Origin of the sequence: Modicisalibacter coralii (genome assembly GCF_004117855.1) — a bacterium.
In the GTDB taxonomy this organism is placed as follows: Bacteria; Pseudomonadota; Gammaproteobacteria; order Pseudomonadales; family Halomonadaceae; genus Modicisalibacter; species Modicisalibacter coralii.
This window is the reverse complement of sequence record NZ_QWBW01000012.1, coordinates 80,751-105,917: the sequence shown is the minus strand read 5'-3', so window position 1 is coordinate 105,917 and position 25,167 is coordinate 80,751. Positions and strand designations below refer to the sequence as shown.

Sequence of the window (25,167 nt, the reverse complement as noted above, 5' to 3'; positions counted from 1 at the left end):
CGGCGGCGCCGGGCCCGTGATTTCCCTGAGAGGCCACGAATAAGGTAGATCGCTATGGCAGCCGCAAAAGAGATCAAGACTCAGATCGGCAGTATCAAGAATACGCAGAAGATCACCAGCGCCATGGAAATGGTCGCTGCGTCGAAGATGCGTAAGGCGCAGGAGCGGATGCAGGCCAGTCATCCGTATGCCGAGCAGATCCGCAAGGTCGTCGGGCATATCGCCAAGGCCAATCCCGAGTACCGGCATCCGTACACCCTCGATCGCGAGGTCAAGCGGGTCGGCTACATCGTCGTGTCCAGCGACCGTGGCCTGGCCGGCGGCCTGAACGTCAACCTGTTCAAGGCCGTGGTCAAGGACGCCAAGGCGTGGCGCGACAAGGGCGTCGAGACCGACTTCGTCGCCATCGGCAGCAAGGCCGGCGCGTTCTTCCGCAAGTACGGCGGCAACCTGCTTGCCGCCAAGAGCGGGCTCGGCGAGGCCCCCGAGGCCAAGGATCTGATCGGTAGCGTCAAGGTCATGCTCGACGCCTTCGACGAGGGCACGCTGGATCGGCTCTACGTGGTGTACAACGAATTCGTCAACACCATGAGCCAGAAGCCGATCGTGCGTCAGCTGGTGCCGCTGAGCACCGACCTCGACGAGGGGGCCGACGGCGAACAAACCCGTCCCGACAGCTGGGACTACCTGTATGAGCCGGACGCCAAGGACCTGCTCGACAAGCTGCTCAAGCGCTATGTCGAGTCCCAGGTCTATCAGGCGGTGGTCGAGAATGCAGCCTGCGAACAGGCGGCGCGCATGATCGCGATGAAGAACGCGACCGACAACGCCGGCGACCTGATCGACGAATTGCAACTGGTGTACAACAAGGCCCGCCAGGCGGCCATCACCCAGGAAATTTCCGAGATCGTGAGTGGCGCCGCCGCGGTGTGACGCGCCGGTGAGACGCAGCAGGTTTCATTTGCAGGTTTAAGAGGAACCAAGATGAGCGGACGTATCGTACAAATCATCGGCGCGGTGATTGACGTAGAGTTTCCGCGGGACGACGTGCCCAAGGTCTACGACGCGCTGAAGGTCTCGGATTCCGGGACCGTTCTCGAGGTCCAGCAGCAGCTGGGCGACGGCGTGGTGCGAGCCATCGCCATGGGCTCCACCGAAGGGCTCAAGCGTGGCCTGTCGGTCGACAACACCCAGGCGGCGATTTCCGTGCCGGTGGGCAAGGCCACCCTCGGTCGCATCATGAACGTCCTCGGCGAGCCGATCGACGAGGCCGGCGAGATCGGCGAGGACGAGCGCATGCCGATCCACCGCACGCCGCCGACCTACGCCGATCAGGCGGCCTCCAGCGAGCTGCTGGAGACCGGCATCAAGGTCATCGACCTGGTCTGCCCGTTCGCCAAGGGCGGCAAGGTCGGCCTGTTCGGCGGCGCCGGCGTGGGCAAGACCGTCAACATGATGGAGCTGATCCGCAACATCGCCACCGAGCACAGCGGGTATTCCGTGTTCGCCGGGGTCGGTGAGCGGACCCGCGAGGGCAACGACTTCTACTACGAAATGCAGGAGTCCAACGTCCTCGACAAGGTCTCGCTGGTCTACGGCCAGATGAACGAGCCGCCGGGCAACCGCCTGCGCGTGGCGCTGACCGGCCTGACCATCGCCGAGAAGTTCCGCGACGAAGGCCGCGACGTGCTGCTGTTCGTCGACAACATCTACCGCTACACCCTGGCGGGGACCGAGGTCTCGGCACTGCTGGGTCGCATGCCGTCGGCGGTGGGTTACCAGCCGACGCTGGCCGAGGAGATGGGCGTGCTTCAGGAGCGCATCACCTCGACCAAGACCGGCTCGATCACCTCCGTGCAGGCCGTCTACGTGCCCGCGGACGACCTGACCGACCCGTCGCCGGCGACCACCTTCGCCCACCTGGACGCCACCGTGGTACTGGCGCGTTCGATCGCCGAGCTGGGTATCTACCCGGCGATCGATCCGCTCGATTCCACCTCGCGTCAGCTCGATCCGCTGGTGGTCGGCGATGAGCACTACGACACCGCGCGCGGCGTGCAGAACGTGCTGCAGCGCTACAAGGAGCTCAAGGACATCATCGCCATCCTGGGGATGGACGAGCTGTCCGACGAGGACAAGCTGTCGGTCAACCGGGCGCGCAAGATCCAGCGCTTCCTGTCGCAGCCGTTCTTCGTCGCCGAGGTCTTCACCGGGGCGCCCGGCAAGTACGTGTCGCTGAAGGACACCATCCGTGGTTTCCAGGGCATTCTCAACGGCGACTACGACGAGCTGCCGGAGCAGGCTTTCTACATGGTCGGCACCATCGACGAGGCCGTCGAGAAAGCCAACAAGATGAAGTGAAGCCCCTCACTGAGAGGACCTAAGGTATGGCGAACAGCTTCCAATGCGAGATCGTCAGCGCCGAGCAGTCGATCTTCTCCGGCGAGATCAGCCAGCTGGTGGCGGCCGGGACGATGGGTGACCTGGGCATCATGGCCGGTCACGCGCCGCTGTTGACCGAGCTCAAGCCGGGCCCGCTGCGCGTGCTGGGCGAGGACGGCGACGAGCAGATCTACTACGTCGACGGCGGCTTCCTCGAGGTCCAGCCGAACCTGGTATCGGTGCTTGCCGATAGCGCGGTGCGGGCTCGCGATCTCGACGAGGCCGAGGCGGAAGCGGCGCGCAAGGAGGCCAAGCACGAGCTCGACGAGCAGAAGTCGGACCTGGACTACTCCCGGGCCGCGGCGGAGCTCGCCGAGGCAGTGGCCAAGCTGCGCACCCTGGATCAGCTGCGGCGCAAGAGCGGGTCGCGCTGAGACCGACCGTGTGCACGATCGACGCCCCGTGGAGTCCCGCTCCACGGGGCGTTTTTTTGGGTGCGCCAGGCATGGCGCGCGGCGCCTGACCGGCACAGTTCCCGGGAGGGACGGGGGCGGGCCGAGTCGCCACGCCAGTGGTGCTTGGCCGCGGCTGTCCTTACACTGAGCGGGTTTCAGGCACGATGGACGAGGAACGGCAATGACGCTCGATGTGGTGATCCTGGCCGCCGGCCAGGGAACGCGGATGCGCTCGCGGCGCCCCAAGGTATTGCATGAACTGGCGGGCCGGCCGATGGTGCGTCACGTGCTCGATACCGCCGGTGAGCTGGAGACCCGGCGGCTGCACGTGGTCATCGGCCATGGCGGCGATCAGGTGCGCGAAGCGCTCGGCGACACGCCGGCCGACTTCGTCGTCCAGGCCGAGCAGAAGGGCACCGGGCATGCCGTGGCGCAGGCGCTGGACGCGCTCGGCGACGGCAAGGTGCTGATCCTCTACGGCGACGTGCCGCTGATCCGGCGCGAGACGCTGGCCGCGCTGCTGGACCGGGTCGACGAGCGGCGGATGGCCCTGTTGACCGTGACCCTGGAGAATCCCGCCGGTTACGGGCGCATCAAGCGCGACGAGCGGGGCCACGCGGTGGCCATCGTCGAGCACAAGGACGCCACGCCGGCCGAGCGTCGCGTGCAGGAGTGCAACACCGGCATCATGGCGATGACCGCCGATCAACTGCGTCGCTGGTTGCCGCGGCTCTCGGCCGACAACGCCCAGGGCGAGTACTACCTCACCGACGTGATCGCCATGGCAGCCGGGGAGGGCATCGAGATCGCCACCGCCCAGCCCGGCGATCCCGTCGAGGTCGAAGGGGTCAACGACCGTGTCCAGTTGGCGCGTCTCGAACGTATCGTCCAGCGTGACGCCGCCGAGCGCCTGATGCGCAGCGGGGCGACGCTGGCCGACCCCGGGCGGCTCGACGTGCGCGGCCATGTCGACTGCGGACGCGACGTGTTCATCGACGTGGGCTGCGTGTTCGAGGGTAACGTCGAGCTCGCCGACGGCGTGCACGTCGGCCCCTACTGCGTGATCCGCGATGCCCGGCTGGGGCCGGACAGCACGATCCAGGCGCACAGTGTCATCGAGGGGGCGACCCTCGACGGCGGCAGCCAGGTGGGGCCCTTCGCCCGCCTGCGGCCCGGGACGCATCTGGCGCGGGGCGCGAGGATCGGCAACTTCGTCGAGACCAAGAACGCCGAGGTCGGCGAGGGGGCCAAGATCAACCACCTGAGCTACGTCGGCGACGCGCGCCTGGGCCGCGACGTCAACATCGGTGCCGGCACCATCACCTGCAACTACGATGGTGCCAACAAGCACCATACCGAGATCGGCGATCGGGCTTTCATCGGTTCCAACACCGCGCTGGTCGCGCCGGTCAGCGTCGGCGAGGGGGCGACCGTGGGGGCCGGCTCGACGATCAGCAAGGACGTCGAGGCCGGCTCGCTGGCCGTGGCACGCAGCCGCCAGACCTCGCTCGGCGGCTGGCAGCGTCCGACCAAGCGCTCCTCCTGACGCCGCCCAACGGGACTACGCCGGGCGCGATGAGCGCTCTCATGCCCCTCGCCGGGTGGCGAGTGACCCCGCCACCCGGCGTACGCTGAAATTCTTCCTCGCCGGCCCCCTGCGGCTTGACGGGCGCTGGCGCATCGCGTTTGATGGGCCGATATTCTTTCGAATCGAAAGATATTGCTTTCGCAACGAACGCTGAAATGAGCAAACGCGATACCGCCCAACGCCGTCACGCCATCCTGGCCCACGTCAACGCCCATGGTGAAACCAGCGTCGATAGCCTGGCGCGCCGCTTCGCCACCTCCGAAGTCACGGTGCGCAAGGATCTCGCCACCCTGGAGAAGAGCGGGTTGCTGCTGCGCCGTTTCGGCGGTGCCGTGCCGCTGCCCCAGGAGATGCTCGCCGAGGGCAACGCGCCGCCCTCGGCGGCCAAGCGGGCGATCGCCCGCGCCGCCGGCGAACGGATCCGTGCGCATAACCGCATCATCATCGACAGCGGCACCACCACCTCGGCGATGATTCCCGAACTCGGCGGTCGCGAAGGGCTGGTGGTGATGACCAATGCCCTGTCGGTGGCCTGCGCGCTGCGCGAACTGGAGCCGGAGCCGGCGATCCTGATGACCGGCGGTACCTGGGACCCGCACTCGGAGTCGTTCCAGGGCCAGGTCGCCGAGCAGGTATTGCGCTTCTACGACTTCGATCAACTGTTCATCGGTGCCGACGGCATCGATCTCGACCGTGGCACCACCACCTACAACGAGCTGCTCGGCCTGTCGCGGGTCATGGCCGAGGTGGCACGCGAGGTGGTGGTGCTGGTGGAATCCGACAAGCTCGGCCGCCGGATTCCCAATCTGGAACTGCCCTGGGCACGCATCCAGACCCTGATCACCGACACGGGCATGGACGACACGACCTGCTCGCGCATCGAGGCGCACGGTGTCAGGGTGGTTCGCGTCGCCGTGGACGACTGAGAGACAAGGAGCCCCAACATGTGTGGAATCGTCGGTGCCGTTGCCGAGCGCAACGTTCAGGGAATCCTCCTCGAGGGGCTGCGCCGCCTCGAATATCGTGGCTACGACTCGGCGGGGATGGCAGTGCTCTCCGACGACGCCCGGCTCAACCGCCGGCGCGCGGTGGGCAAGGTCGCGGCGCTCGAGGCCAGCCTCGATGCCGGGCCGCTCGAGGGGCGGGTGGGCATCGCTCACACCCGCTGGGCGACCCATGGCCGGCCCACCGAACAGAACGCCCATCCCCATCAGTCGGGCGAGAGCCTGGCGGTGGTCCACAACGGCATCATCGAGAACCACGAGACACTCAAGGCGGAACTCGAGAGCCAGGGCTACGTGTTCACCTCGCAGACCGATACCGAAGTGATCGCCCACCTGCTGGCGCGGGAATTCAATCGCACCCAGGACCTGCTCGAGGCCGTCCGCCAGGCGGTCGCCCTGCTCGACGGCGCCTACGCGCTGGCGGTCACGCATCGCAGCCAGCCGTCGCTCATCGTCGGCGCGCGCAAGGGCAGCCCGCTGGTGGTCGGCGTGGGCATCGGCGAGAGTTTCCTGGCTTCCGACCCCCTGGCGCTGCTGCCGGTCACCGACCGCTTCATCTATCTGCAGGAGGGCGACGTGGTGCGCATCGCCCGGGGCGAGCCGGTGGCGGTCTTCGATGCCGCCGGCGAACGCCAGGAGCGCAGCGTGCACACCTACGAACACGGCGACGGCGCGGCCACCAAGGACGGCTATCGGCACTTCATGCTCAAGGAGATCCACGAGCAGCCCCAGGTCGTCGCCGCCGCGCTGGAGGGCCGGCTCAGCGAACGCCGGGCGCTGATCGAGAGCTTCGGCAGCGAGGCCGAGGCGATCTTCTCGCAGGTGCGTCAGGTACATATCGTCGCCTGCGGGACCAGCTACCATGCCGGGCTGGTGGCCCGCTACTGGCTGGAGAAGTATGCCGGCATTCCCGCCCAGGTCGAGGTCGCCTCGGAATACCGCTACCGTCGGGTGGTGGTGCCCGACGGCACGCTGTTCGTGACCCTGTCGCAGTCCGGCGAGACCGCCGATACCCTGGCGGCGCTGCGCTTCGCCCGCGAGCGCGGTTACGTGGGCAGCCTGGCGATCTGCAACGTGCCCGGCAGCTCGCTGGTGCGCGAGTCCGACCTGACGTTGATGACCCAGGCCGGCCCCGAGATCGGGGTGGCCTCCACCAAGGCCTTCACCAGCCAACTGGTGGCGCTGATGCTGCTGACGCTCTCGCTGGGGCGCCTCAACGGCATGGACGAATCGCGCCAGGCGGAGATCGTCCAGGCGCTGCGCACCCTGCCCGGTGCGATCACCCAGGTGCTGGGGCTGGACGGCGCCATCGAGACGCTGTCGATGGCCTTCGCCGAGAAGCACCACGCGCTGTTCCTGGGCCGCGGGTCGCACTTCCCGATCGCCCTGGAGGGCGCGCTCAAGCTCAAGGAGATCTCCTACATCCACGCCGAGGCCTACCCGGCGGGAGAGCTCAAGCACGGCCCGCTGGCGCTGGTCGACAGCGAGATGCCGGTGATCTCGGTGGCGCCCAACGACGAACTGCTCGAGAAGCTCAAGTCCAATCTTCAGGAGGTTCGTGCCCGCGGCGGCGAACTGTTCGTGTTCGCCGACGAGAGCGTGCGCCTGGAAGAGGCCGAGGGCGTGCACGTGTTGCGTCTGCCGCACGTCGACGAGGCGTTGGCGCCGATCCTCTACACCCTGCCGTTGCAGCTGCTCTCCTATCACGCCGCCGTGCTCAAGGGCACCGACGTCGACCAGCCACGCAACCTGGCCAAGAGCGTGACGGTGGAGTAGCGATTTCCCGGCGACCTCCAACGCCCGGCCTTGAGGGGGAGGGTTCAGCTCACCGCCACCACTACGCTCTCCAGCGACTCGCGCGGGATATCGCGGGTGATGAACACCAGCCGTTCTCTGCCAGTGCCGGACGATGAACGCCTTTCACAACCGGTAGACGAAACAGGCTTCTCCGGCGGCAGGGCGTCGCGAGGGCGCTGTAAATCCCTCCCTGGGCGCTACCTTTGCCACCCATGGCAAAGGACCCTCGCTTTACCCTGCCACCGGCGCCCATCATCAGAGGTTTTGGAAATGCGTTTGATATCCCCGTAGCAGCCGACACACCAGAATCGCCACAACCGCCAGCAGGGCAGCGGCGCTCATCAATAGCAGCGAATGGGTGGCCGAGAACGCTGCCTTGGCGGCCTCGACCAGGGCGCGAGCCTGGGGCGCGGCGAGGCTTTCGGCGATCACGTAGCTGTCGCCGATGGAGCGTGACGCGCGTTCGGCCAGGGGCGTGGCCAGTTCGGGGTCCAGGGTGAGGCTGTGACGGAACACGCGGCTCATGAAGACGCCGAAGAGGGTGATGCCCAGACCCGTACCCAGCTCGTAGGCGGTGGCTTCGAGCGAGCCGGCCGCCGCGCCCTCGCTGGGCGCCACCGAACTCATGATGGCGATGGATGAGGCGGTCAGGCCGATACTCAGGGCCAGACCCAGCAGCGCCAGCAGGGCCGGCACGCCGACACCGGGATGATGGAAGTCGGCCATGGCCAGCCACGCCAGCGCCCCGGCAGACACCGCCAAGGAGGCGCTGGCCACCAGGCGCAAGCCATAGCGGTGGGACAGGTGACCGGCGACCGGCCCCCCGAGCGCGGCCGCGACCATGATCGGGATCATGAAGATACCGGCCTGCAGCGGTGTCTTGCCCAGTACGTACTGCAGCTCCTGAGCCAGGGTCAGTTCGACCCCCGCCAGGGCACCGCTGGCGAGCGTGGCCATGATGATGCCGGCGAGGATCGCCGGGCGCGAGAACAGCGCCAGATCGAGTATCGGTGTCATCGCGCGCAGTTGCAGGCGCGCGAACAGGCCCAGCAGCGCGGCACCCAGCAGGGCGACCGGCAGCGCCACGCTCAACGGCTGGGTGCCTCCCACTGCGGCCTTGATGCCATACACCAGACCCAGCATGCCGCCGATCAGTAGCAGCGCCTGGCCCGGTGTCCAGGTGCCCGGCGTGGTCACCTCGCTGCGCGGCAGCAGGAGGAATACCAGCGGTACGACCCCGAGCATGATCGGCACGTTGACGAAAAACGCCGAGCCCCACCAGAAGTGCTCCAGCAGCACCCCACCGATCAACGGCCCGAGCGCCCCGCCGGCCGCGCCCACCGTGCCCCACAGACCCAGCGCCAGGGCGCGCTCGCGCTCATCCTCGAAGGTGCGGCGGATGATGCCCAGCACGCACGGCACGATCATCGATCCGCCGAGGGCGAGCAGCACTCGGGCGCCGATGAGCAGCGCCGGGGTCGGCGCGAAGGCGGCCAGCAGCGAGGCGAGGCCGAACACCACCAGACCGCCGAGCAGCACGCGGCGGTTGCCGACCCGGTCGGCCAGGGTACCCATTGGCACCAGCAGGCCCGCCATCAGCAGCGGATAGATGTCGATGATCCACAGCACCTCGGTGGCCGAGGCGCCGAGCGCCAGGGTCAGCGAGGGCACGGCGATATGCAGGATGGTCATGTCGATGACCACCGGCAGGAAAGCCAGTATCACCGCCAGCAGGATCAGCCAGCGGCGGGGGATGGTGGGCAACCGTGACATCGTGCTCCTCCATTGTCGGGCGTGAGAGAGTGCCGGGATGTGTCAGGATCCGCGGCGACGCCGTGCGCGCCAGGCGCTGAAGCGTTCCTGGGTGCCGATGACGAAGACGAAGAACGCCGGTACGAAGAACACCGCCAGCAGGGTGCCGCTGAGCATGCCGCCGAACACGCCGGTGCCGATGGCGTGCTGGGTTTCGGCACTGGCGCCGGAGGCCAGCATCAACGGCACCACGCCGAGGGTGAAGGCCAGCGAGGTCATCAGGATCGGGCGCAGGCGCAAGCGTGCGGCAGTCACCGCGGATTCCACCAGCGGGCGGCCTTCGGCGTGCAGCTGGCGGGCGAACTCGACGATCAGGATGGCGTTCTTCGCCGACAGGCCGATGAGAGTGATGATCCCCACCTTGAAGAACACATCGTTGGGCAGGCCGCGCAGCATCACCGCGGCCACCGCGCCGAGCAGACCCAACGGCACCACCAGCATCACCGACAGCGGAATCGACCAGCTCTCGTAGAGCGCCGCCAGCACCAGGAACACCACCAGCGCCGAGAGCGCCATGAGCATTGGCGCCTGCGCCGCCGACTGACGCTCCTGCAGCGACTGCCCGGTCCAGGCCACGGCGTAGCCCGGCGGCAACTGCGCAACCAGGCGCTCCATCTCGGCCATCGCCGCACCGCTGGAAACACCCGGCGCGGCGCCGCCGGCGATGCGCACGGCGGGAAAGCCCTGGAAGCGCAGCATCTGCTGCGGCGTCTCACCCCATACCGGCGTCACCACCTCGCGCAGCGCCACCATGCCGCCGCTGGCGTTACGCACGCGCAGGCCGAGCACATCGTCCAGTTGCATGCGCGCCGGGGCGTCGGCCTGCACGATCACCTGCTGCATGCGCCCGGCATTGGGGAAGTCGTTGACGTAGAGCGAGCCCATGGCCGCCGACAGCGTGTTGCTCACGGCGGCGAACGACAGGCCCATGGCCTCGGCCTTCTGGCGGTCGATCTCCAGGCGGATGCTCTCGCCGGGGGGCAGGCCATCGGGGTAGACATCGCTGACGAGCTTGCTCTGTGCGGCCAGTGCCATCAGCTGCGCCTGGGCATCCATCAGCGCGGCCTCGCCCCGGTTGGCGCGATCCTGCAGGAACAGGCTGAAACCGGACGACGTACCCAGCTCGTCGATCGCCGGCGGCATCAGGCTCATCACCGTACCCTCGACGTTGTCCGCCATGGCCTGCTGCGCCAGCGCGGCTTCTTCGGCGGCGGTGGCGCCGTCGCGCTGGTCCCAGTCCTTGAGCATGGTGAAGGCGATGGCCGCGTTGGGGCCGGAGCCGGAGAAACTGAAGCCCAGCACCACTAGGTTGGCGTCCAGCGCCGGGCGCGTGGCCACGTACGCCTCGTAGGCCTTGACCACGTCCAGCGTGCGTTCGCTGGTGGCGCCGGTGGGCAACTGGATGGAGGTCATGAAGTAGCCCTGATCCTCGTCGGGCAGGAAGGACGACGGCAGCCTCGTGGCCGCGAAGGCCAGCACCGCGCAGAGCACGGCGAAGAGCGCCATCATCCGCCCGCTGCGCCCGAGCAGGCGCGTCACCCGCGTACTATAGTTCGCCGTGAGGCGCTCGAAGCCGCGGTTGAAGGCGCCGAAGACGCCGCGCTTGGCATGATGATCCGCGCTCACCGGTCGCAGCAGCGTGGCGCACAGTGCCGGGGTCAGGCTCAGGGCGAGGAAGGCCGAGAACAGGATCGATACCGCCATCGACAGGGTGAACTGCTGGTAGATCACCCCCACCGAGCCGCTGGCGAAGGCCATGGGGATGAAGACGGCGGTGAGCACCAGGGTGATGCCGATGATCGCCCCGGTGATCTCGCGCATCGCCCGCAGGGTCGCCTCTTTCGGCGACAGGCCCAGGGTGGCCATCAGTCGCTCGACGTTCTCCACCACCACGATGGCGTCGTCGACGATGATGCCGATGGCCAGCACCATGCCGAACATGGTCAGCGAGTTGATCGAGAATCCGGCCAGCAGCATCACCGCGAAGGTGCCGAGCAGCGCGATGGGCGCGACGATGGCCGGGATCAGCGTATAGCGCAGGTTCTGCAGGAACAGCAGCATCACCAGGAACACCAGCGCCATGGCCTCGAACAGGGTATGGACCACCTTCTCGATGGAGACCTTGACGAAGGGGGCGGTGTCGAATGGCACCGAGTAGGTCATGCCCGCCGGCAGGCTCGGCGCCAGCTCGGCCAGGCGCTCACGCACCGCCGCGGCGGTGCGCACGGCGTTGGCCCCGGGTGAGAGCTGAATGGCGGCACTGGTCGCCGGTACCCCGTTCTCGCGGTTGGAAAAGCCATAGGACTGGGCGCCCAGCTCGACCCGGGCCACGTCGCCGAGCACCACCTTGGCGCCGTCGGCGCTTGCGCGCAGGACGATGGCGGCGAACTGTTCCGGGGTGGAGAGTTGCCCCTGTACGGTCAGCGGCACGGTCACGCGCTGGCCCTGCACGGTCGGCTCGTCACCGATCCGGCCGGGAGCGATCGGGGTATTCTGCTGTTCGATCGCCTGGGCCAGGTCGTTCATGGTCAGCCCGTAGGCGGTGAGCTTGTGCGGGTCGACCCAGACGCGCATCGCCTGCTCGGCGCCGAACAGCTGCACGCGCCCCACGCCGTCGATACGACGCAGCTCCTGGACGATATTGCGCGCCAGGTAGTCGTTCAGCGCGATCTCGTCGTACTGGCCGTTGGGCGAGGTCATGCCGACCATCATCAGGAAGTTCGAGGCGGCCGACTCCACCTGCAGGCCGTTCTGCCGCACGGCCTGGGGCAGCCGCGACTCGACCGCCCTGATGCGGTTCTGCACGTCGACCTGGGCCAGCTCGGGATTGGTGCCCGGCTTGAAGGTGGCGGTGATCTGCGCGCTGCCCGAGGCATCCACCGAGGACTCGAAGTAGAGCAGGTTCTTGACCCCCGAGAGTTCGCGCTCGATCAGGCTCACCACCGAGTCGTTGAGGGTCTGCGGCGTGGCCCCCGGGTAGGTGGCGGTGAGACTGACCGAGGGCGGCGCCACCGAGGGGTAGCGGGCGATGGGCAGCTGCGGGATGGCGATGACCCCGACCAGCACGATGAACAGGGCGATGACCCAGGCGAATACCGGGCGGTTGATGAAGAACTGCGGCATGACGATCTCTCCGAACTCAGCGCGCGGCAGCGCTGAGGGGGTCACCGCTGGCAGCGGGCTGCCAGCGGCGCGTGGCGACCTGGGTCTCGGGTCTCAGGCGCTTGATGCCCTCGATGACCACCTGCTGCCCGGCGCTGAGCCCGGACACCACGCGGTAGCGGCCCGCGACCAGCTCGCCGAGTTCGACGGGCACCTGGCGTACCTGGTCCTGGCTATCGACCACCCACACGCTGGCCTGGCCCGCCGTGCGGGTCACCGCCTGCTGCGGCACGCTCAGCGCGGCGGGGTAATGCGCGCGGGGAATCCGCGCCTGCACGTAGAGGCCGGGCAGCAGGCGGTGCTGCGGGTTGTCCACTCGCACGCGCAGCAGCACGTCGCCGGTGCCGGCATCCACCTGGATGCCGGAGAACAGGATGCGCCCGCGCAGGCCCAGGGGCTTGCCGTCGCTGCCGAGGATCTCCACGTTCGGTTCGGGTGTCGCCGAGCCGGCCTGCTGACGCAGTGTCTCCAGTCGCGAGGCGGGCTGGCGCACGTCGACGTAGACCTGATCGATCTGCTGGATGCGCGCCATGGGCGTGGTATCGGTGGATGAGACCAGCGCGCCTTCGCTGACCAGCGCCTGGTCGATGCGCCCGGCAATCGGCGCCTCGACGCTGGCGAAGCGCAGGTCCAGCTGGCGCCGCGCCAGCGTCGCCCTGGCCTGGGTCACATCCGCGGCGGCCTGATCGCGCAGCGCGATGGCGTCGTCGTAGGCCTGGCGGCTGATCGCCTCGCTGCGTCTCAGCGTGGTCAGACGCTCAGCCTTGGTGCGGGCCTGGGTCAGCGTCGCCTGGGCCCGTTGCAGCGCCGCCGCGGCGACGTCGACCTCGGCCTCGAAGGTTGCCGGGTCGATCTGGAAGAGCGTCTTGCCGGCCTCGACCTGGCTGCCCTCCTCGAACAGCCGCCGCTTCACGATGCCGGAGACCTGGGCGCGCACCTCGGCGCTGCGCACGGCGGCCACGCGCCCGGGCAGCGCTTCATGCACCCACAGCTCGTGGGCTTCCAGTGTCATCACCGAGACCGGGGTTGGTGCGGCTGGGGCCGCGTCGGTGGCGGCGGACCGGGAGTCGCAGCCGGCCAGCCCGGTTATCATCAGCCCGACGATCATCATTCGGGCGATCATCAGCCGGGTCGGGGCCAGCGCGACCAACGTCGCCCGCAACCCGACCCGCCCCTGGCGCAGACGCATACCCGGCGCCGTGCGCGCCTCGGATATGCCGCCACGCGGCTGGTACGCTTTTCGGTTCACTCTCCGGCCTGCCATTTCCCACCTCGTTGAACGCGCTGTTCGATCCGGCCGCCGCGTCGGGCGACGGCCGTTGCGGCAGTCTGGCCTGGCGCTGTCGAGAGGGTGTCGAGGCCTGATGGAGAAAGTGTGGAGGGCGCGTTACCATCGGGTGCCGCCGTTATCGAGCCCGCTCATGTCTGATACTGCAGCGCGACCCGGTGCACCCGCTCAGGGGCTGGTGCTGATCGCCGAAGACGAAACCGAGATCGCCGAGATTCTCGCCGCCTATCTGCAGCGCAGCGGCCTGCGTACCCGCCACGCCACCGATGGCCAGCAGGCATTGGCCCTGCACCAATCGCTCAAACCGGATTTGTTGCTGCTCGACGTGCAGATGCCCGTGCTCGATGGCTGGAAGGTGCTCAGCGAGATCCGTGCCCGCGGCGAGACGCCGGTGATCATGCTCACCGCGCTCGATCAGGACATCGACAAGCTGATGGGCCTGCGCCTGGGCGCCGACGACTACGTGGTCAAACCCTTCAACGCGGCCGAAGTGGTGGCGCGGGTGCAGGCGGTGCTGCGGCGCACCCGGTCGATACCTGCCGCCACGCAGGTGCTGCGCGTGGGCCCGTTCCAGGTCGACCTGGAGAGCCACGAGGCCAGCGTGGAGATCGACGGCCAGCGGCAGGCGCTGGCGCTGACCCTGACCGAGTTCAAGCTGCTGGCGTGCCTGATGCGAACGCCGCAGCGGGCATTCAGCCGCGCCGAACTGCTGGAGAGCTGCCTGCCCGAAGGCGACACGCTGGAGCGCACCGTGGACAGCCACGTGAGCAAGCTGCGCAAGAAGCTCGAAGCCTTCGACATTCAGGGCGTGCCGGCCAGCGTCTGGGGCGTGGGCTATCGCTTCGGTGTGGCGCCATGAAGCCGACACCGGGACTGCGCCGGCAGATCATCCAGTCCCTGGCGGTGATGGCGCTGGGCATCATCGGCCTCTCGGTGATCGGCAGCTACGTGTTCTACGGCTTAGCCCTGACCTACCTCCCGGATAGCATTTCCAACACGCTGGTGCCCTCCCGAGCGGAGCTGGTCTGGATCGTCTGCACCATCATCGCCGCCCTGGCGCTGGCGGTATTCGTCGCCATTCGGCTGTCGCGACGCCTGATCTCGCCGTTGAACGCGGTGGCGCACAGCCTGCGTGACGTGGCCGAGGGCAAGCTCGATGCCCGCGCCCCGCTGGATGACCGTGCCATGGGCGAGACCGCGCAGCTGGTGCGCGACTTCAACGCCATGGCCGAACGCCTGCAGGGCATGACCCGCGAGCGCGAGTTCTGGAATGCCGCCATCGCCCACGAACTGCGCACCCCGTTGACCGTGCTGCGCGGTCGCCTGCAGGGCCTGGCGGAGGGTGTGTTCACCCCCAGCAGCGAGCTGTTCGAGGGGCTGCTGCGCCAGGTGGATGGCCTTGGCCGGCTGGTCGAGGACCTGCGCGTGGTGAGCCTCAACGACAGCGGCCATCTGGACGTGCAGCGGACCCGCGTGAGGCTGGCCGATGAACTGCGCGCCGTCCTGCAGGCCTTCGCCACGCCGCTGGCGGACAAGGGCTTTCGGCTGGATGCGCAGCTGGATACCGAGCTGGAAGTGGCGTGTGATGCCGAGCGACTCCGCCAGGCGCTGATGGCGCTGCTGGAAAACGCCCTGCGCCATGCCGACCCGGGCACCCTGCACGTGCGTCTGGCGCGGGTCGACGACGACTGCCTGCTGAGCGTGGAAGACGACGGCCCCGGCATCGACAGTGCCCTGGCCGGCGACCTCTTCGAGGCCTTCCGCCGTGGCGAGCCCTCGCGCTCGCGCCAGAGCGGCGGAAGCGGCCTGGGGCTGGCGGTGGTCAAGACCATCGCCGAGGCGCACGGCGGGCAGGCGTACTGTCAGCCGTCGGCCCACGGCGGCACCCGCTTCGTGTTGCGCTGGCCGCTGCAGCTGATACGGCAAGCTTGAGGCATACCGGGTATTGGGTCACAGCCGCATGCCGACACCGATGCGATTGAGGGCGTTCATCAGGGCAATGGCGAACGTCAGGTCGGAAACCTCCGTCTCGCTGAAATGGGCCAGCAACGGCGTATAGGTCTCGTCGGGCGCGGCGGTTTCGTCCACTCGGGTCAAGGCGTCGGCCCAGGCCAGGGCGGCGCGCTCGCGGCTCGTGAAATGCCGGCTGGCCCGCCAGCCGGCAATGCTGTCGATCTTGCCGTTATCGATTCCTTGCTCGCGTAGCCGGGCGGCATGCATCTGGGTACAGAAGGCGCAGCCGTTGAGCTGGGAAACCCGCAGGTTGATGAGTTCGAGCGTGGCCGCATCCAGGGGGCCATTCTCGAGTGCCGTCTTGGCGCCCAGGAAGTGTCGGTAGGTGTCGGCCGACAGGGTCGAATAGGGCAGGCGCAGTGTTTCCATGGTGGGATTCTCTTGGGTCGGGGACCCCTCGGGGGCCGGGGAAGCGGTGAGCGTCGCGGCGATCTGCAGCGGGGAGGACGCCATGTCGAACGCCTCGTTTCGGGACATCCAACATAGCGGGGGTATGGCATAGTCAATAGGGCCAAGATTCACTGAATTGACTGGGACATCACCATGTCGAATCGTCATCTGGAACCCGATCGTCGCCAGACCGTGCCGCTCTATCGCCAGCTCTACCAGCGGTTTCGCGAGTCGATCGCCACCGGGCGATTGCGGCCCGATGACCGTGTGCCCTCCGTGCGTAGCCTGGCCAGCGAACTCAATCTGTCACGCGGCACGGTGGAACTGGCTTACCAGCTCCTCGTCAGTGAGGGGTATTTCCTGTCGCGCGGCGCGGCGGGCACCTTCGTCTCGCCGGCGCTGGCGATGGAGCAAACCGCGGATCTCGTCGAGCGACGGGACGTCGCGGTATCGACACCGGGCGTCGAACCTCGGTCTCCCTTGCCGTTTCAACTGGGCCTGCCGGCCCTGGATGCGTTTCCCGGCAAGCTCTGGTCACGGTTGACGACACGTCGGTTGAGACGCCGAAACGCCGCGCAACTCGGTTATCCCGATCCCCGGGGAATGAGGGCGTTGCGCGAGGCACTGGCGACCTATCTCGGTGTGTCGCGGGGCATCGATTGCCATGCACACCAGATCATCATCACCGCCGGCTATCGGGATGCCCTGAGTGTGATCTGTCGGACGCTGCTGAGACCCGGTGATCGAGGCTGGTTCGAAGAGCCGGGTTACTTCATGGCCCGGGACATGTTGCAGGCGGCCGGCATGTCGCTCGTCCCGATCGACGTGGATGCCGAAGGGCTGGATATCGCCGCGGGGCGACGCCGAGCCGAGGATGCCCGATTCGCGGTGGTCACGCCGTCCCATCAAAGCCCGATGGGCGTGACACTGACGCTGCCACGTCGCTTGGCGCTGCTCGAGTGGGCCGCGGACAATCAGGCCTGGATCATCGAGGACGACTACGACAGCGAGTTCCGTTACCGTGGCCGACCGTTGCCGGCATTGAAGAGTCTCGATCGGCGAGGTCGCGTGCTCTACACGGGGACGTTCAGCAAGGTGCTCTTCCCCGATCTGCGATTGGCCTATCTGGTGGTACCGGAAGCGGAGGTCGAGCGTTTTTGCCATACCCTGGTCGCTTTCGGACATGGCTGTCCCGAACTGCCCCAGGCGGTGGTTGCCGATTTCATGAGCGAGGGGCATTTTTCTCGCCATCTGAAACGCATGCGTGCGTTGTACGCCGAGCGCCGCGACTGCCTCAGGCGAGCCCTCGAGACGCGGCTTGCCGCTCGCCTGCGTGTCGACCTGCCGGCGGGTGGCATGCAACTGCTGGCCCGCCTGATCGACGATGATGACGATGTGCGCCTGGCGGCACGGGCGCAACGACGAGGCCTGGCGGTCAAGGCTCTGTCGGATTGGTATCTGGGGCAGGCAGCGAGCCCGGGATTGTTGCTGGGATTCACGAACGTCCAGGACGCCGATGAGGCCGAGCGACTCGTCGGGCGGTTGCAGGGCGTCTGGAGAGGGTGACAGGAAACCTTGCCGGGCGTGCTTGAACGCCGAGGACGACGGGTTCGGACGCTCTGCTATTCTGGGATGGCACCGACAAGGAGTGAATCGATGGTCAATGGGGTGAGAAGTCTGTTGGGACGCAGTTGGTGGATTCTGATGGTCTACGGGGTCATCGCCATCGTCTTCGGGGTGATCGCCGTCTTCCAGCCGCTCACCGCGATCGCCGCGCTGACCTGGATCATGGGGATCATGGCGCTCGCCGAAGGCATCACCAGCCTGTTTACCCTGGCGACCGGCTCGGGCGGCTTCGCGCGGGGCTGGCTGGTGTTCTACGGGGTGATCTCGGTGCTGTTCGGGTTGATCGCCGTGTTCGACCCGCTCTCGGCGGCCAGCGCACTGCTGGTGCTGCTGGGGCTCTGGCTGATCGTCGCCGGCGTGCATCGCCTGTTGCTGGGGCTGCGGGTGCGCCGCCACGTGCCCGGCGAGGGCTGGACCGTGCTGAGCGGCGTGCTGGCGCTGATCCTGGGCGTCATCTTCGTGGTCAGCCCGCTCAGCGGCCTGGCGGTCACCGCCATCTGGATCGGCGTCATCGCGCTGCTCTACGGGGTCGTGCAGGTGATGGCGGCGCTGCGCCTGCGCCGACTGCTGTAGTCGCCGAGGCGAACTTTCGGGCAGGCCCACGGCCTATACAGGGATGACAAACGCACGATCAAGGAGAGCAATCATGTCACGTCAATGGATGGTATCCGGCATCGTCGTCGCCTCGGCGACGCTGGGGCTGCTGGCCTGTGCCGACGCCCTGGCCGCGCAGGACGGGGAGGCGGGCTCGAAGGGGCTGGTCGAACAGTGCCACGAGCAGGCGCTGAAGGGGCCGGCCGGGGATCGGCTCGAGGGCATGCCGCTGGAGGAGTCGACCAATGCACCCGGTTACGAGCCGGGCCAGCCCTACACTCTGCGCATCAACCTGCACGGTCACGGCAACGTCTACTACAACGTGACCTGTGGCGTCGACGCCCAGGGCAACGTGACCTTCGAGAGCGTCGACGAGTCCGGCCAGCCGCACGTGTGAACGCCGCGGTTGAGTCAGCGACCCCGCGGCATCAACACCCACAACTGGCCGGGCTGCTTGGTGCGACCGGCCAGTTCACCGGCCTGATCCCCCTGCCCCCAGAACAGGTCCGCGCGCACCGCGCCCTTGATCGCGCTGCCGGTATCCTGGGCGACCATCAGCCGCTGCATCGGCTCGTTGGACAGCGGCCGGGTGGTGGCCATGAAGACCGGTGCCCCCAGCGGAATGTGCGAGGGGTCCACGGCGAGACTGCGTCGTGAGGTGAGCGGCACGCCGAGGGCGCCGACCGGGCCGTCGCCCCGGGTGGTGGCGTCGTCGCCGTCACGGATCTGGAAGAACACTACCCGGGGATTGACGTCGAGCGCGCTGTCCACCTGCCCGGGATGGCGTCGTGCCCAGGCGCGGATGCCCGGCAGGGTCGCCTGACCCGGCGTGATCTCGCCGCTGTCGATCAGTGCCCGGGCAAAGGAGCGGAACGGCTGGTTGTTGGTGCCGGCGAAGCCGACGCGCAGCATGCCGCCTTCGGCGAGTTCGATCCGCCCCGAGCCCTGAATCTGCAGATAGGCCGCCTCGATGGGATCGGTGACCCACACCAGCTCGTGGCCGTCGAGCACGCCGCTGCGGCGCAACTGGGCACGCCCGGGCCGCGTTGCCCCGGGGGAACCCTGCCAGGCCGGCGGCAGGCGATAGATCGGCACCTGATACTCGCCGTGGCGGGTCAGCGAACCGTGCAGTACCGGCTCGTAGTAGCCGGTGATCAAGCCGGTGGTGGTCCCGTCGTCGTTGACCATCAGGTAGGGATTGAAGCGGTTCTCGAAGAAGTGGCGGATGGCGGCGCTGTCCAGCGGATCGACCCGGTCGGCATCGCGGCACACCGCGGCCCAGCCATCGCGCCGGGCGAGCCGGGTGCAACTGTCGCGGAAGGCGCCCCAGGCCGCCACGGCGTTCTCCTGTGACCAGCCCGGCAGGTCCCGCCAGCCCATCGGATGCATCTTGCGGGTCAGTTGTTGTTCCACCGGCGATGCCGGCTCCGGGGCGGGGCGCTGACTGCTGCACGCGGCGAGCAGCAGCAGCACGATCAGGCCGGCCCAGTACCGGCCGCTGGGGGGCAACCATCGTCCATGACGACGCGGGCTGTCGACGATCACGCAAGGCACCTCGTTTTCCGTTCCTTGAAGGCGCCGTCGTGGCGGCGCTGGCTCGATTATAGGCAAGCGCCGCTCCTCATGGCAGCGCTCGCGGCGCGCTATGGTCGAATCCGGGCAGCGGACGCGACGGAGCGTGTGGCGTATCATGACCGCCTGATCCGCCTAAGGAAATGCTGAATAAATCGACGAGCGAGATGAAGCGCGAGGCGCATGGAACGCAGAAAACGAGACATAACATGAAGTTAGGCGAGTTTTCGAGTACCACGCAACGAAGCGATTCGCTCGCGCAGGCATTTATGCAGTGTTTCCCTAACGGGAGCGCCATGTCGACCCCAACCGCCGCCCCCCAGCCTCGTGCGCCGTCGCTCTACCTGGGCCTGCCGATGTGGGCCAATGGCGACTGGCGTGGCGGTCTCTACCCGCGTCACGCCACATCGGAGGACTTCCTCGGCGACTATGCCCGGGTGTTCTCCTGCGTCGAGGGCAACACCACTTTCTACAGCGGCGCGCCGCGCGAGGCAACGGTGGCCAACTGGGTCCGGCAGACGCCGGAGAACTTCCGCTTCTGCTTCAAGCTGCCGGCGCGGCTCACCCACGAGCAGCGCCTGACGGGTGTCGATGCCGAGCTCGACGACTTCCTGACGCGCCTGGCGCCGCTCGGCCCCCGATTGGGGCCGGTGATGATCCAGTTGCCACGGGACTTCGGCGAGGACGAATTGCCGCGACTGGAAGGTGTTCTCGGCCGCTGGCCCAGTGACATTCCCTGCAGTGTCGAGGTCCGGGCCAGTGAATTTTTCCACAAGGGAAGCGCGGAACAGCAACTCAACCGGTTGTTGATAACTCATGACGTCGATCGGGTGATGCTCGACGTGCGTCCGCTGTTCGCGACCCCGGCCGGCGACGATCACCGCCTGAAAAAGGCCCAGGCCGAGAAACCCAGACGCCCGCTACACGTGCTCTCCACGGGAGATAGGCCAATCGTGCGCTTCATCGGGCATCTCGACGAGGCGCTCAACAACGAACGCTTCACGCCGTGGATCGAGCGGCTCACGTTGTGGATAAAACAGGGGAAAACCCCTTTCCTGTTTGTGCATACCCCGGACAATCGTCAGGCACCGCAGCTCGCGCGAAGGCTCCACGAGCGGCTTGCCATGGGCGATTTGCCGGCCTTCCCCGGCGAGCGCCAGGCCGCGCTGTTCTGAGTGCGGTGGAGCACCAGCGAGCGACGCCATGGCGCCTGGTCAATCCACCCCGGCAGGCTGGCCAACGGCGGCGCTATCGGATAGTTTTGTCGGTCATTTTCGTCATCATGGCGTTTCTTGCTGGAAGCAGCGGCCGATACCACCGATGGCGCCTGCTGTCCGGCAATACCCGGCAGGGCCGGCGATGCCGCGTCTCACCCGATGCGGCGTCGTCGGTCCGCCTCGGCGGCAGTGATCCTGCTGGCGTTTCAAGGATCCTGCCATGCCCCTGGTCTGCGTCGTGCGACCCACGGCGCGCGGGACGTGGCCCAACAAGGACAAGCCGTCATCGCATCCGATCGATCGATGACGACACGTACACTCAGGGTGAATTATGTCAAAACAACTTCATGCGCACTGGTCGTCCCGGCTGGCCTTCGTCCTGGCGGCGACGGGCTCGGCGGTCGGCCTCGGCAACATCTGGAAATTTCCCTACATGGTGGGCCAGAGCGGTGGCGCGGCCTTCGTGCTCGTCTATCTGGTCTGCATCGCGCTCATCGGGTTGCCGATCCTGGTCGCCGAATGGCTGCTCGGCCGGCGCGGCCAGAAGAACCCGGTCTCCACCATGAGTGAACTGACCCGCACCAACCGCCTCAGCTCCGGCTGGGTGGCCGTGGGCATCAGCGGCGTGCTGGGCGCCTTTCTGATCCTGTCGTTCTACAGCGTGATCGGCGGCTGGTCGCTGTCCTATACCCTGGGCGCGGTCACCGGCGATTTCAGTGGTCTGGACGCCGACGGCATCGGGGGGCTGTTCAATGGCATGCTGGGCGATCCGGCCCGGCTCCTCGGCTGGCACTCGGTGTTCATGCTGCTGACCATCGGCATCGTCGCCCGCGGCGTGACCAAGGGCCTGGAGGGGGCGGTACGCACCCTGATGCCGGCACTGGCGATCCTGCTGGTGGTGCTGATCGGCTACGGCATGACCACCGGGCATTTCGGCGAGGCGCTCGCCTACCTGTTCCAGCCCGACTGGAGCAAGCTGACCGGCACCACCGTGCTGGCGGCGCTGGGTCACGCCTTCTTCACGCTGTCGCTGGGCATGGGCATCATGATGGCCTACGGCTCCTACCTGGGCGAGGAGGTCAACCTGCTGCGCACCGCGCGCACCGTGGTGATCATGGACACGGTGATCGCCCTCGGCGCGGGGCTGGCGATCTTCCCCATCGTCTTCGCCAACGGGCTCGACCTGAACTCCGGGCCGGGGCTGATCTTCGTCACCCTGCCGCTGGCCTTCGGCAACATGGGCGGGGGCGTGATCCTCGGCCTGATGTTCTTCCTGCTGCTGACCTTCGCCGCGCTGACCTCGGCGATCTCGCTGCTCGAGCCGGTGGTGGAATTCGTCGAGGAGCGCACGCCGCTGTCACGCGCCGCCGCGACGCTCGTCTCCGGCGTGGCGGCCTGGGCGCTGGGCATCGCCGCGTTGCTGTCGTTCAACGTCTGGAGCGGTCCGGTGCTGTTCGGGCTCGATGTGTTCAACCTGCTCGACACCCTGACCAGCAAGTTCATGCTGCCGTTGACCGGGCTGGGGGTGATCCTGTTCACCGCCTGGTGCCTCGATCGGCGCAGCGTTCAGGAGGAACTGGGGCTGGTCGGCGGCAGTGCCGCGGTCTGGCAGGTGGTGACCCGCTTCATCGCCCCGCTGGGGGTGATCGTGGTCTTCATCGGCAGCCTGTGAGGCGACCGCCTGCGCGAAGCGAGACGCCCCGGCCATCGGCCGGGGCGTCCGTGTGTCGGGCTACTGCAAGGCGTCGTCCTCGTAGTCGGTGATCTCCCGCTCGAGCTGCTTGATCTCGCGGTGCATCTCGATGCCGCGGCGGGCGCGGAGGTAGCGCACGGCGGCGGTCTTCTTGCGGGTCTCGTGCTCGTTGACCTCGAGGGTCATGAAGATATCCATGAGCTCGCTCTTGACGGCGCCGAGCTGTTCTTCGTTGCGCATGATCGACTCTCCTTGCAGTACGAGAGGTGCCCCCAGGCCTTGCCGGCAACGGGCTGCATTCGACCATGCGACGAGAATACCAAGTGGACGTGAGTCCAGCCCGACCGTCGCCAGCCGGTATTGCCAACGAGACCTGAACACGTCACTTCTTACTATACCCCAGTTGACAAAATCGTGACATTGAGGGCCCGGCTGCCGTTTTTAACGCAGATTGGGCATACTGGAGTCGCCGTCGCGGCCTGCGGGAGGATTCGCCCCTCGCGGGTGACGAGCGCCGCACCCCAACCGCAACGAGGAGCGAGCCGTGAGCCGTGCCCTGTTCGATGAAATGAGACGTCGCATGGAGCACTTTCGCCGCTCCGAGCAGAAGGTGGCGCGCTTCGTGCTGCGCAATCCCGACGAAGTCATCCACATGCGCATCGTCGACCTGGCCACCGAGGCCAAGGTCAGCGAGCCCACCGTGGTGCGCTTCTGCCGGGCGCTGGGCTGCAACGGCTTCCAGGACTTCAAGCTCAAGCTGGCGCAGATGCTGGCCTCGGGCAGCCAGTTCGCCCAGTTCTCGATGAACGACAGCGACAGCATCGCCGAGTTTTCCCACAGCATCTTCGACTCCACCGTGGGCACCCTGCTGTCGGTGCGTGACCGGCTCGACAACGACGCGCTGGGCCGCGCGGTCAACGCCCTGACCATGGCCGACCGGGTCGAGTTCTACGGGTTCGGGGCGTCCGGCGCGGTGGCCTTCGACGCCCAGCACAAGTTCTTCCGCCTGCAGATCTCCACCTCGGCCTATGCCGACCCGCACATGCAGAACATGTCCGCGGCGACCCTCAAGGAGGGCGACGTGGTGGTGGCGATCTCGCAGACCGGGCGCACCCGGGCGCTGGTCGACAGCGTGCGTCTGGCGCGGGAGAGCGGTGCCACGGTGATCGGCCTGTGTCCCAGCGGCTCGCCGCTGGCCGAGGAGGTCAGCCTGGCGCTGTACATCGACGTCCACGAGGACACCGAGATCTACACCCCGATGAGCTCGCGCATCGCCCATCTGGTGATCATCGACGTGCTCGCGGTGGGGGTGGCCAAGACCCGCGGGCCCCGGCTCGCCGAGCAGTTGAAGGCGGTCAAGCGCAGCCTCACGCCGCTTCGCTTTCCCGAGCCGGGCGAGGAAGAAGGGCCGGCGTGAGGCGCTTCAGGGGTCGGTCCGGCCCCGGCAATGGCTGTCGTCGAAGACCAGATCCTGCGGGGAGACCGGTTCGAGCTTGTTGAGCCAGGGTTGCCAGTTGGTGGTGATGCCGAGAAAGTGCAGGAAGTGACCGTCGCGGCTGGTGCGGGTGTCGGGCTTGTTGCGCTTGAGGCGTTTCCAGAAGCGGGGCCCGCGATAGCGCCAGGTATTGTGCTGGGAGATGACGTCGACCGCCTCGGCCCGGCAGATGAACTTGCGTGCCGTGGTCTTGCGCTGTGCATAGCGGTGGCAAAAATCGCCGTAGGAGTAGTCGTCGCTCGCCGGGGTGACGTAAGGCACGTTGTAGCTGTCGAAATAGAGCGTCCCCTGGCGCGCCACGTCCGCCAGGATCCGCTCGGGATCGGCGATCAGCAGCTCGTCGATGTCGAAGTTGAACAGCACTCCGCGCCCGACGAAGCGACGCAGGCAATGATTCAGGGCGCCCGCCTGGGCGAACTTGTTGAACACCTTGCCGGGCGGGCCGTAAGGGAAATGCCAGCGGATCACCTGTGCCCGGCCGGCGAGCACGGTTTCGAGTTCGTCGATGTTGTCGCTGCCGTTGTCGTAGAGATAGATCGCGTCCAGCGGATAGCGGGCGCGGTAGAAGTCGACCCACTCGGAGATCCAGCGCGTACGGTTGTTCTTGGAGATGGCGGCCAGCACGTTGCGCGGCGGCGGCGCTTCGCCGTCACCGGCGAGGTCGAGGGTCGTCGTGAAATCGGCGAAGCTGAAGGTCACGCGGTGCGTGGCCGCCGCCGGCAACGCGGCGGTGAGCAGCGAGAGGCGCTGTTCGTCCCACTCCTGGCGCTGGAAGGCGACCTCGCGGCCATCGATGCTCAGGGTCATCGCATCGACGTAGTCGGCGAGATTCAGCGCCGGGGGGCCGATCGCGACCAGGCGGCGACGCTGGTCATCCACGAAGACATCGTAGAAGAGCGTCTTGCCGTCGAAGCGTGCCATGGCCTCGGGTTCCACCGGATTGCGGGGGTTGGGCCGGCGCGAGACGGCCACCGAATCCGGGATGACCACGGGGTTGAGCGATGGATGCATGGCTGTCGTGTCTCTGCGTGCGGGAAGCCCGCATGAAAGCGGGACGCCGCTGAGCTGTCAACCGGCTC

The 25,167-nt window shown here is 67.5% G+C and carries 21 protein-coding genes; 14 read left to right on the top strand and 7 right to left on the bottom strand.

The window, feature by feature from the left end; genetic code table 11:
• The first annotated feature begins 54 nt into the window (after positions 1–54).
• The 6 genes from atpG (at position 55) to glmS (ending at position 7,205) form a co-directional block, all read left to right on the top strand.
• Positions 55–933, top strand: coding sequence for a F0F1 ATP synthase subunit gamma (gene atpG, locus D0901_RS07845; RefSeq protein ID WP_129139747.1), 879 nt, complete (start codon positions 55–57; stop codon positions 931–933).
• Positions 934–984: 51 nt separating this feature from the next.
• Entirely contained in the window at positions 985–2,361 is a 1,377-nt protein-coding gene (gene atpD / locus D0901_RS07840) for a F0F1 ATP synthase subunit beta (RefSeq protein ID WP_129139746.1), read from the top strand.
• Positions 2,362–2,387: 26 nt separating this feature from the next.
• Positions 2,388–2,816, top strand: a complete 429-nt coding sequence (locus D0901_RS07835) for a F0F1 ATP synthase subunit epsilon (protein ID WP_129139745.1) — start codon at positions 2,388–2,390, stop codon at positions 2,814–2,816.
• A gap of 202 nt (positions 2,817–3,018) precedes the next feature.
• Positions 3,019–4,383 carry a bifunctional UDP-N-acetylglucosamine diphosphorylase/glucosamine-1-phosphate N-acetyltransferase GlmU gene (gene glmU, locus D0901_RS07830; RefSeq protein ID WP_129139744.1) on the top strand — a complete coding sequence of 455 codons (1,365 nt, stop codon included), beginning with the start codon at positions 3,019–3,021 and terminating at the stop codon, positions 4,381–4,383.
• Positions 4,384–4,580: 197 nt separating this feature from the next.
• Positions 4,581–5,351, top strand: a complete 771-nt coding sequence (locus D0901_RS07825) for a DeoR/GlpR family DNA-binding transcription regulator (RefSeq protein ID WP_129139743.1) — start codon at positions 4,581–4,583, stop codon at positions 5,349–5,351.
• Between the two features lie 18 nt (positions 5,352–5,369).
• Positions 5,370–7,205, top strand: coding sequence for a glutamine--fructose-6-phosphate transaminase (isomerizing) (gene glmS / locus D0901_RS07820; RefSeq protein WP_129139742.1), 1,836 nt, complete (start codon positions 5,370–5,372; stop codon positions 7,203–7,205).
• Between the two features lie 276 nt (positions 7,206–7,481).
• Here glmS and D0901_RS07815 read toward each other — a convergent pair whose 3' ends face one another.
• The 3 genes from D0901_RS07815 to D0901_RS07805 are packed head-to-tail and all read right to left on the bottom strand — an operon-like array spanning position 7,482 to position 13,389.
• A complete protein-coding gene (locus D0901_RS07815; RefSeq protein ID WP_129139741.1) occupies positions 7,482–8,999 on the bottom strand; it encodes an MFS transporter in 1,518 nt (505 codons plus the stop codon).
• A 42-nt stretch (positions 9,000–9,041) separates the two neighbouring features.
• Complete coding sequence (locus D0901_RS07810; RefSeq protein WP_129139740.1) at positions 9,042–12,161, bottom strand: multidrug efflux RND transporter permease subunit; 3,120 nt, start codon at positions 12,159–12,161, stop codon at positions 9,042–9,044.
• A gap of 16 nt (positions 12,162–12,177) precedes the next feature.
• Entirely contained in the window at positions 12,178–13,389 is a 1,212-nt protein-coding gene (locus D0901_RS07805; RefSeq protein ID WP_203234824.1) for an efflux RND transporter periplasmic adaptor subunit, read from the bottom strand.
• Between the two features lie 232 nt (positions 13,390–13,621).
• Between D0901_RS07805 and D0901_RS07800 the strand changes: the two genes are divergently transcribed.
• Positions 13,622–14,347 carry a response regulator gene (locus tag D0901_RS07800; RefSeq protein ID WP_129139739.1) on the top strand — a complete coding sequence of 242 codons (726 nt, stop codon included), beginning with the start codon at positions 13,622–13,624 and terminating at the stop codon, positions 14,345–14,347.
• Positions 14,344–15,420 carry an ATP-binding protein gene (locus tag D0901_RS07795; RefSeq protein ID WP_129139738.1) on the top strand — a complete coding sequence of 359 codons (1,077 nt, stop codon included), beginning with the start codon at positions 14,344–14,346 and terminating at the stop codon, positions 15,418–15,420. The genes D0901_RS07800 and D0901_RS07795 overlap by 4 nt, the downstream gene beginning before the upstream one ends.
• An 18-nt stretch (positions 15,421–15,438) precedes the next feature.
• Here the strand turns inward: D0901_RS07795 and D0901_RS07790 are convergent, their stop codons facing one another.
• Positions 15,439–15,954, bottom strand: coding sequence for a carboxymuconolactone decarboxylase family protein (locus tag D0901_RS07790; RefSeq protein ID WP_224418473.1), 516 nt, complete (start codon positions 15,952–15,954; stop codon positions 15,439–15,441).
• 90 nt (positions 15,955–16,044) lie between these two features.
• Between D0901_RS07790 and pdxR the strand changes: the two genes are divergently transcribed.
• The 3 genes from pdxR to D0901_RS07775 all read left to right on the top strand — a co-directional run bounded on the left by pdxR (position 16,045) and on the right by D0901_RS07775 (position 18,508).
• On the top strand, positions 16,045–17,457 hold the full coding sequence (gene pdxR / locus D0901_RS07785; protein WP_129139737.1) for a MocR-like pyridoxine biosynthesis transcription factor PdxR: 1,413 nt from the start codon (positions 16,045–16,047) through the stop codon (positions 17,455–17,457).
• A 90-nt stretch (positions 17,458–17,547) separates the two neighbouring features.
• The gene (locus D0901_RS07780; RefSeq protein WP_203234823.1) at positions 17,548–18,090 is read left to right on the top strand and encodes an HdeD family acid-resistance protein; all 543 of its coding nucleotides are present in this window, start codon (positions 17,548–17,550) and stop codon (positions 18,088–18,090) included.
• A gap of 73 nt (positions 18,091–18,163) precedes the next feature.
• A complete protein-coding gene (locus D0901_RS07775) occupies positions 18,164–18,508 on the top strand; it encodes a hypothetical protein (RefSeq protein WP_129139735.1) in 345 nt (114 codons plus the stop codon).
• A gap of 14 nt (positions 18,509–18,522) precedes the next feature.
• On the opposite strand, the gene mltA is transcribed toward D0901_RS07775, so the two are convergent.
• Positions 18,523–19,656: a murein transglycosylase A gene (mltA, locus tag D0901_RS07770; RefSeq protein WP_233440380.1), complete on the bottom strand. Its 1,134-nt coding sequence runs from the start codon at positions 19,654–19,656 to the stop codon at positions 18,523–18,525.
• A gap of 323 nt (positions 19,657–19,979) precedes the next feature.
• Between mltA and D0901_RS07765 the strand changes: the two genes are divergently transcribed.
• Positions 19,980–20,858 carry a DUF72 domain-containing protein gene (locus D0901_RS07765; RefSeq protein ID WP_129139733.1) on the top strand — a complete coding sequence of 293 codons (879 nt, stop codon included), beginning with the start codon at positions 19,980–19,982 and terminating at the stop codon, positions 20,856–20,858.
• Between the two features lie 373 nt (positions 20,859–21,231).
• The gene (locus D0901_RS07760) at positions 21,232–22,572 is read left to right on the top strand and encodes a sodium-dependent transporter (protein WP_129139732.1); all 1,341 of its coding nucleotides are present in this window, start codon (positions 21,232–21,234) and stop codon (positions 22,570–22,572) included.
• Positions 22,573–22,632: 60 nt separating this feature from the next.
• Here D0901_RS07760 and D0901_RS07755 read toward each other — a convergent pair whose 3' ends face one another.
• Positions 22,633–22,833: a PA3496 family putative envelope integrity protein gene (locus D0901_RS07755; RefSeq protein WP_129139731.1), complete on the bottom strand. Its 201-nt coding sequence runs from the start codon at positions 22,831–22,833 to the stop codon at positions 22,633–22,635.
• A 304-nt stretch (positions 22,834–23,137) separates the two neighbouring features.
• On the opposite strand from D0901_RS07755, the gene hexR reads away from it, so the two are divergent.
• Positions 23,138–24,010: a transcriptional regulator HexR gene (gene hexR, locus D0901_RS07750; protein ID WP_129139730.1), complete on the top strand. Its 873-nt coding sequence runs from the start codon at positions 23,138–23,140 to the stop codon at positions 24,008–24,010.
• A 6-nt stretch (positions 24,011–24,016) separates the two neighbouring features.
• Here the strand turns inward: hexR and D0901_RS07745 are convergent, their stop codons facing one another.
• Positions 24,017–25,099, bottom strand: coding sequence for a glycosyltransferase family 92 protein (locus D0901_RS07745; protein WP_129139729.1), 1,083 nt, complete (start codon positions 25,097–25,099; stop codon positions 24,017–24,019).
• Between the last annotated feature and the right edge of the window lie 68 nt (positions 25,100–25,167).

Bases quoted from the DNA above. Each gene is read 5' to 3' on its own strand.
- D0901_RS07815 (WP_129139741.1), bottom strand. From the start codon at position 8,999: ATGTCACGGTTGCCCACCATCCCCCGCCGCTGGCTGATCCTGCTGGCG.
- D0901_RS07760 (WP_129139732.1), top strand. From the start codon at position 21,232: ATGTCAAAACAACTTCATGCGCACTGGTCGTCCCGGCTGGCCTTCGTC.
- D0901_RS07805 (WP_203234824.1), bottom strand. From the start codon at position 13,389: ATGCGTCTGCGCCAGGGGCGGGTCGGGTTGCGGGCGACGTTGGTCGCG.
- D0901_RS07835 (WP_129139745.1), top strand. From the start codon at position 2,388: ATGGCGAACAGCTTCCAATGCGAGATCGTCAGCGCCGAGCAGTCGATC.
- atpD (WP_129139746.1), top strand. From the start codon at position 985: ATGAGCGGACGTATCGTACAAATCATCGGCGCGGTGATTGACGTAGAG.
- D0901_RS07810 (WP_129139740.1), bottom strand. From the start codon at position 12,161: ATGCCGCAGTTCTTCATCAACCGCCCGGTATTCGCCTGGGTCATCGCC.
- D0901_RS07795 (WP_129139738.1), top strand. From the start codon at position 14,344: ATGAAGCCGACACCGGGACTGCGCCGGCAGATCATCCAGTCCCTGGCG.
- atpG (WP_129139747.1), top strand. From the start codon at position 55: ATGGCAGCCGCAAAAGAGATCAAGACTCAGATCGGCAGTATCAAGAAT.
- D0901_RS07745 (WP_129139729.1), bottom strand. From the start codon at position 25,099: ATGCATCCATCGCTCAACCCCGTGGTCATCCCGGATTCGGTGGCCGTC.
- D0901_RS07790 (WP_224418473.1), bottom strand. From the start codon at position 15,954: ATGGCGTCCTCCCCGCTGCAGATCGCCGCGACGCTCACCGCTTCCCCG.
- D0901_RS07755 (WP_129139731.1), bottom strand. From the start codon at position 22,833: ATGCGCAACGAAGAACAGCTCGGCGCCGTCAAGAGCGAGCTCATGGAT.
- glmU (WP_129139744.1), top strand. From the start codon at position 3,019: ATGACGCTCGATGTGGTGATCCTGGCCGCCGGCCAGGGAACGCGGATG.
- pdxR (WP_129139737.1), top strand. From the start codon at position 16,045: ATGTCGAATCGTCATCTGGAACCCGATCGTCGCCAGACCGTGCCGCTC.
- glmS (WP_129139742.1), top strand. From the start codon at position 5,370: ATGTGTGGAATCGTCGGTGCCGTTGCCGAGCGCAACGTTCAGGGAATC.
- D0901_RS07825 (WP_129139743.1), top strand. From the start codon at position 4,581: ATGAGCAAACGCGATACCGCCCAACGCCGTCACGCCATCCTGGCCCAC.
- D0901_RS07780 (WP_203234823.1), top strand. From the start codon at position 17,548: ATGGTCAATGGGGTGAGAAGTCTGTTGGGACGCAGTTGGTGGATTCTG.
- D0901_RS07765 (WP_129139733.1), top strand. From the start codon at position 19,980: ATGTCGACCCCAACCGCCGCCCCCCAGCCTCGTGCGCCGTCGCTCTAC.
- D0901_RS07800 (WP_129139739.1), top strand. From the start codon at position 13,622: ATGTCTGATACTGCAGCGCGACCCGGTGCACCCGCTCAGGGGCTGGTG.
- D0901_RS07775 (WP_129139735.1), top strand. From the start codon at position 18,164: ATGTCACGTCAATGGATGGTATCCGGCATCGTCGTCGCCTCGGCGACG.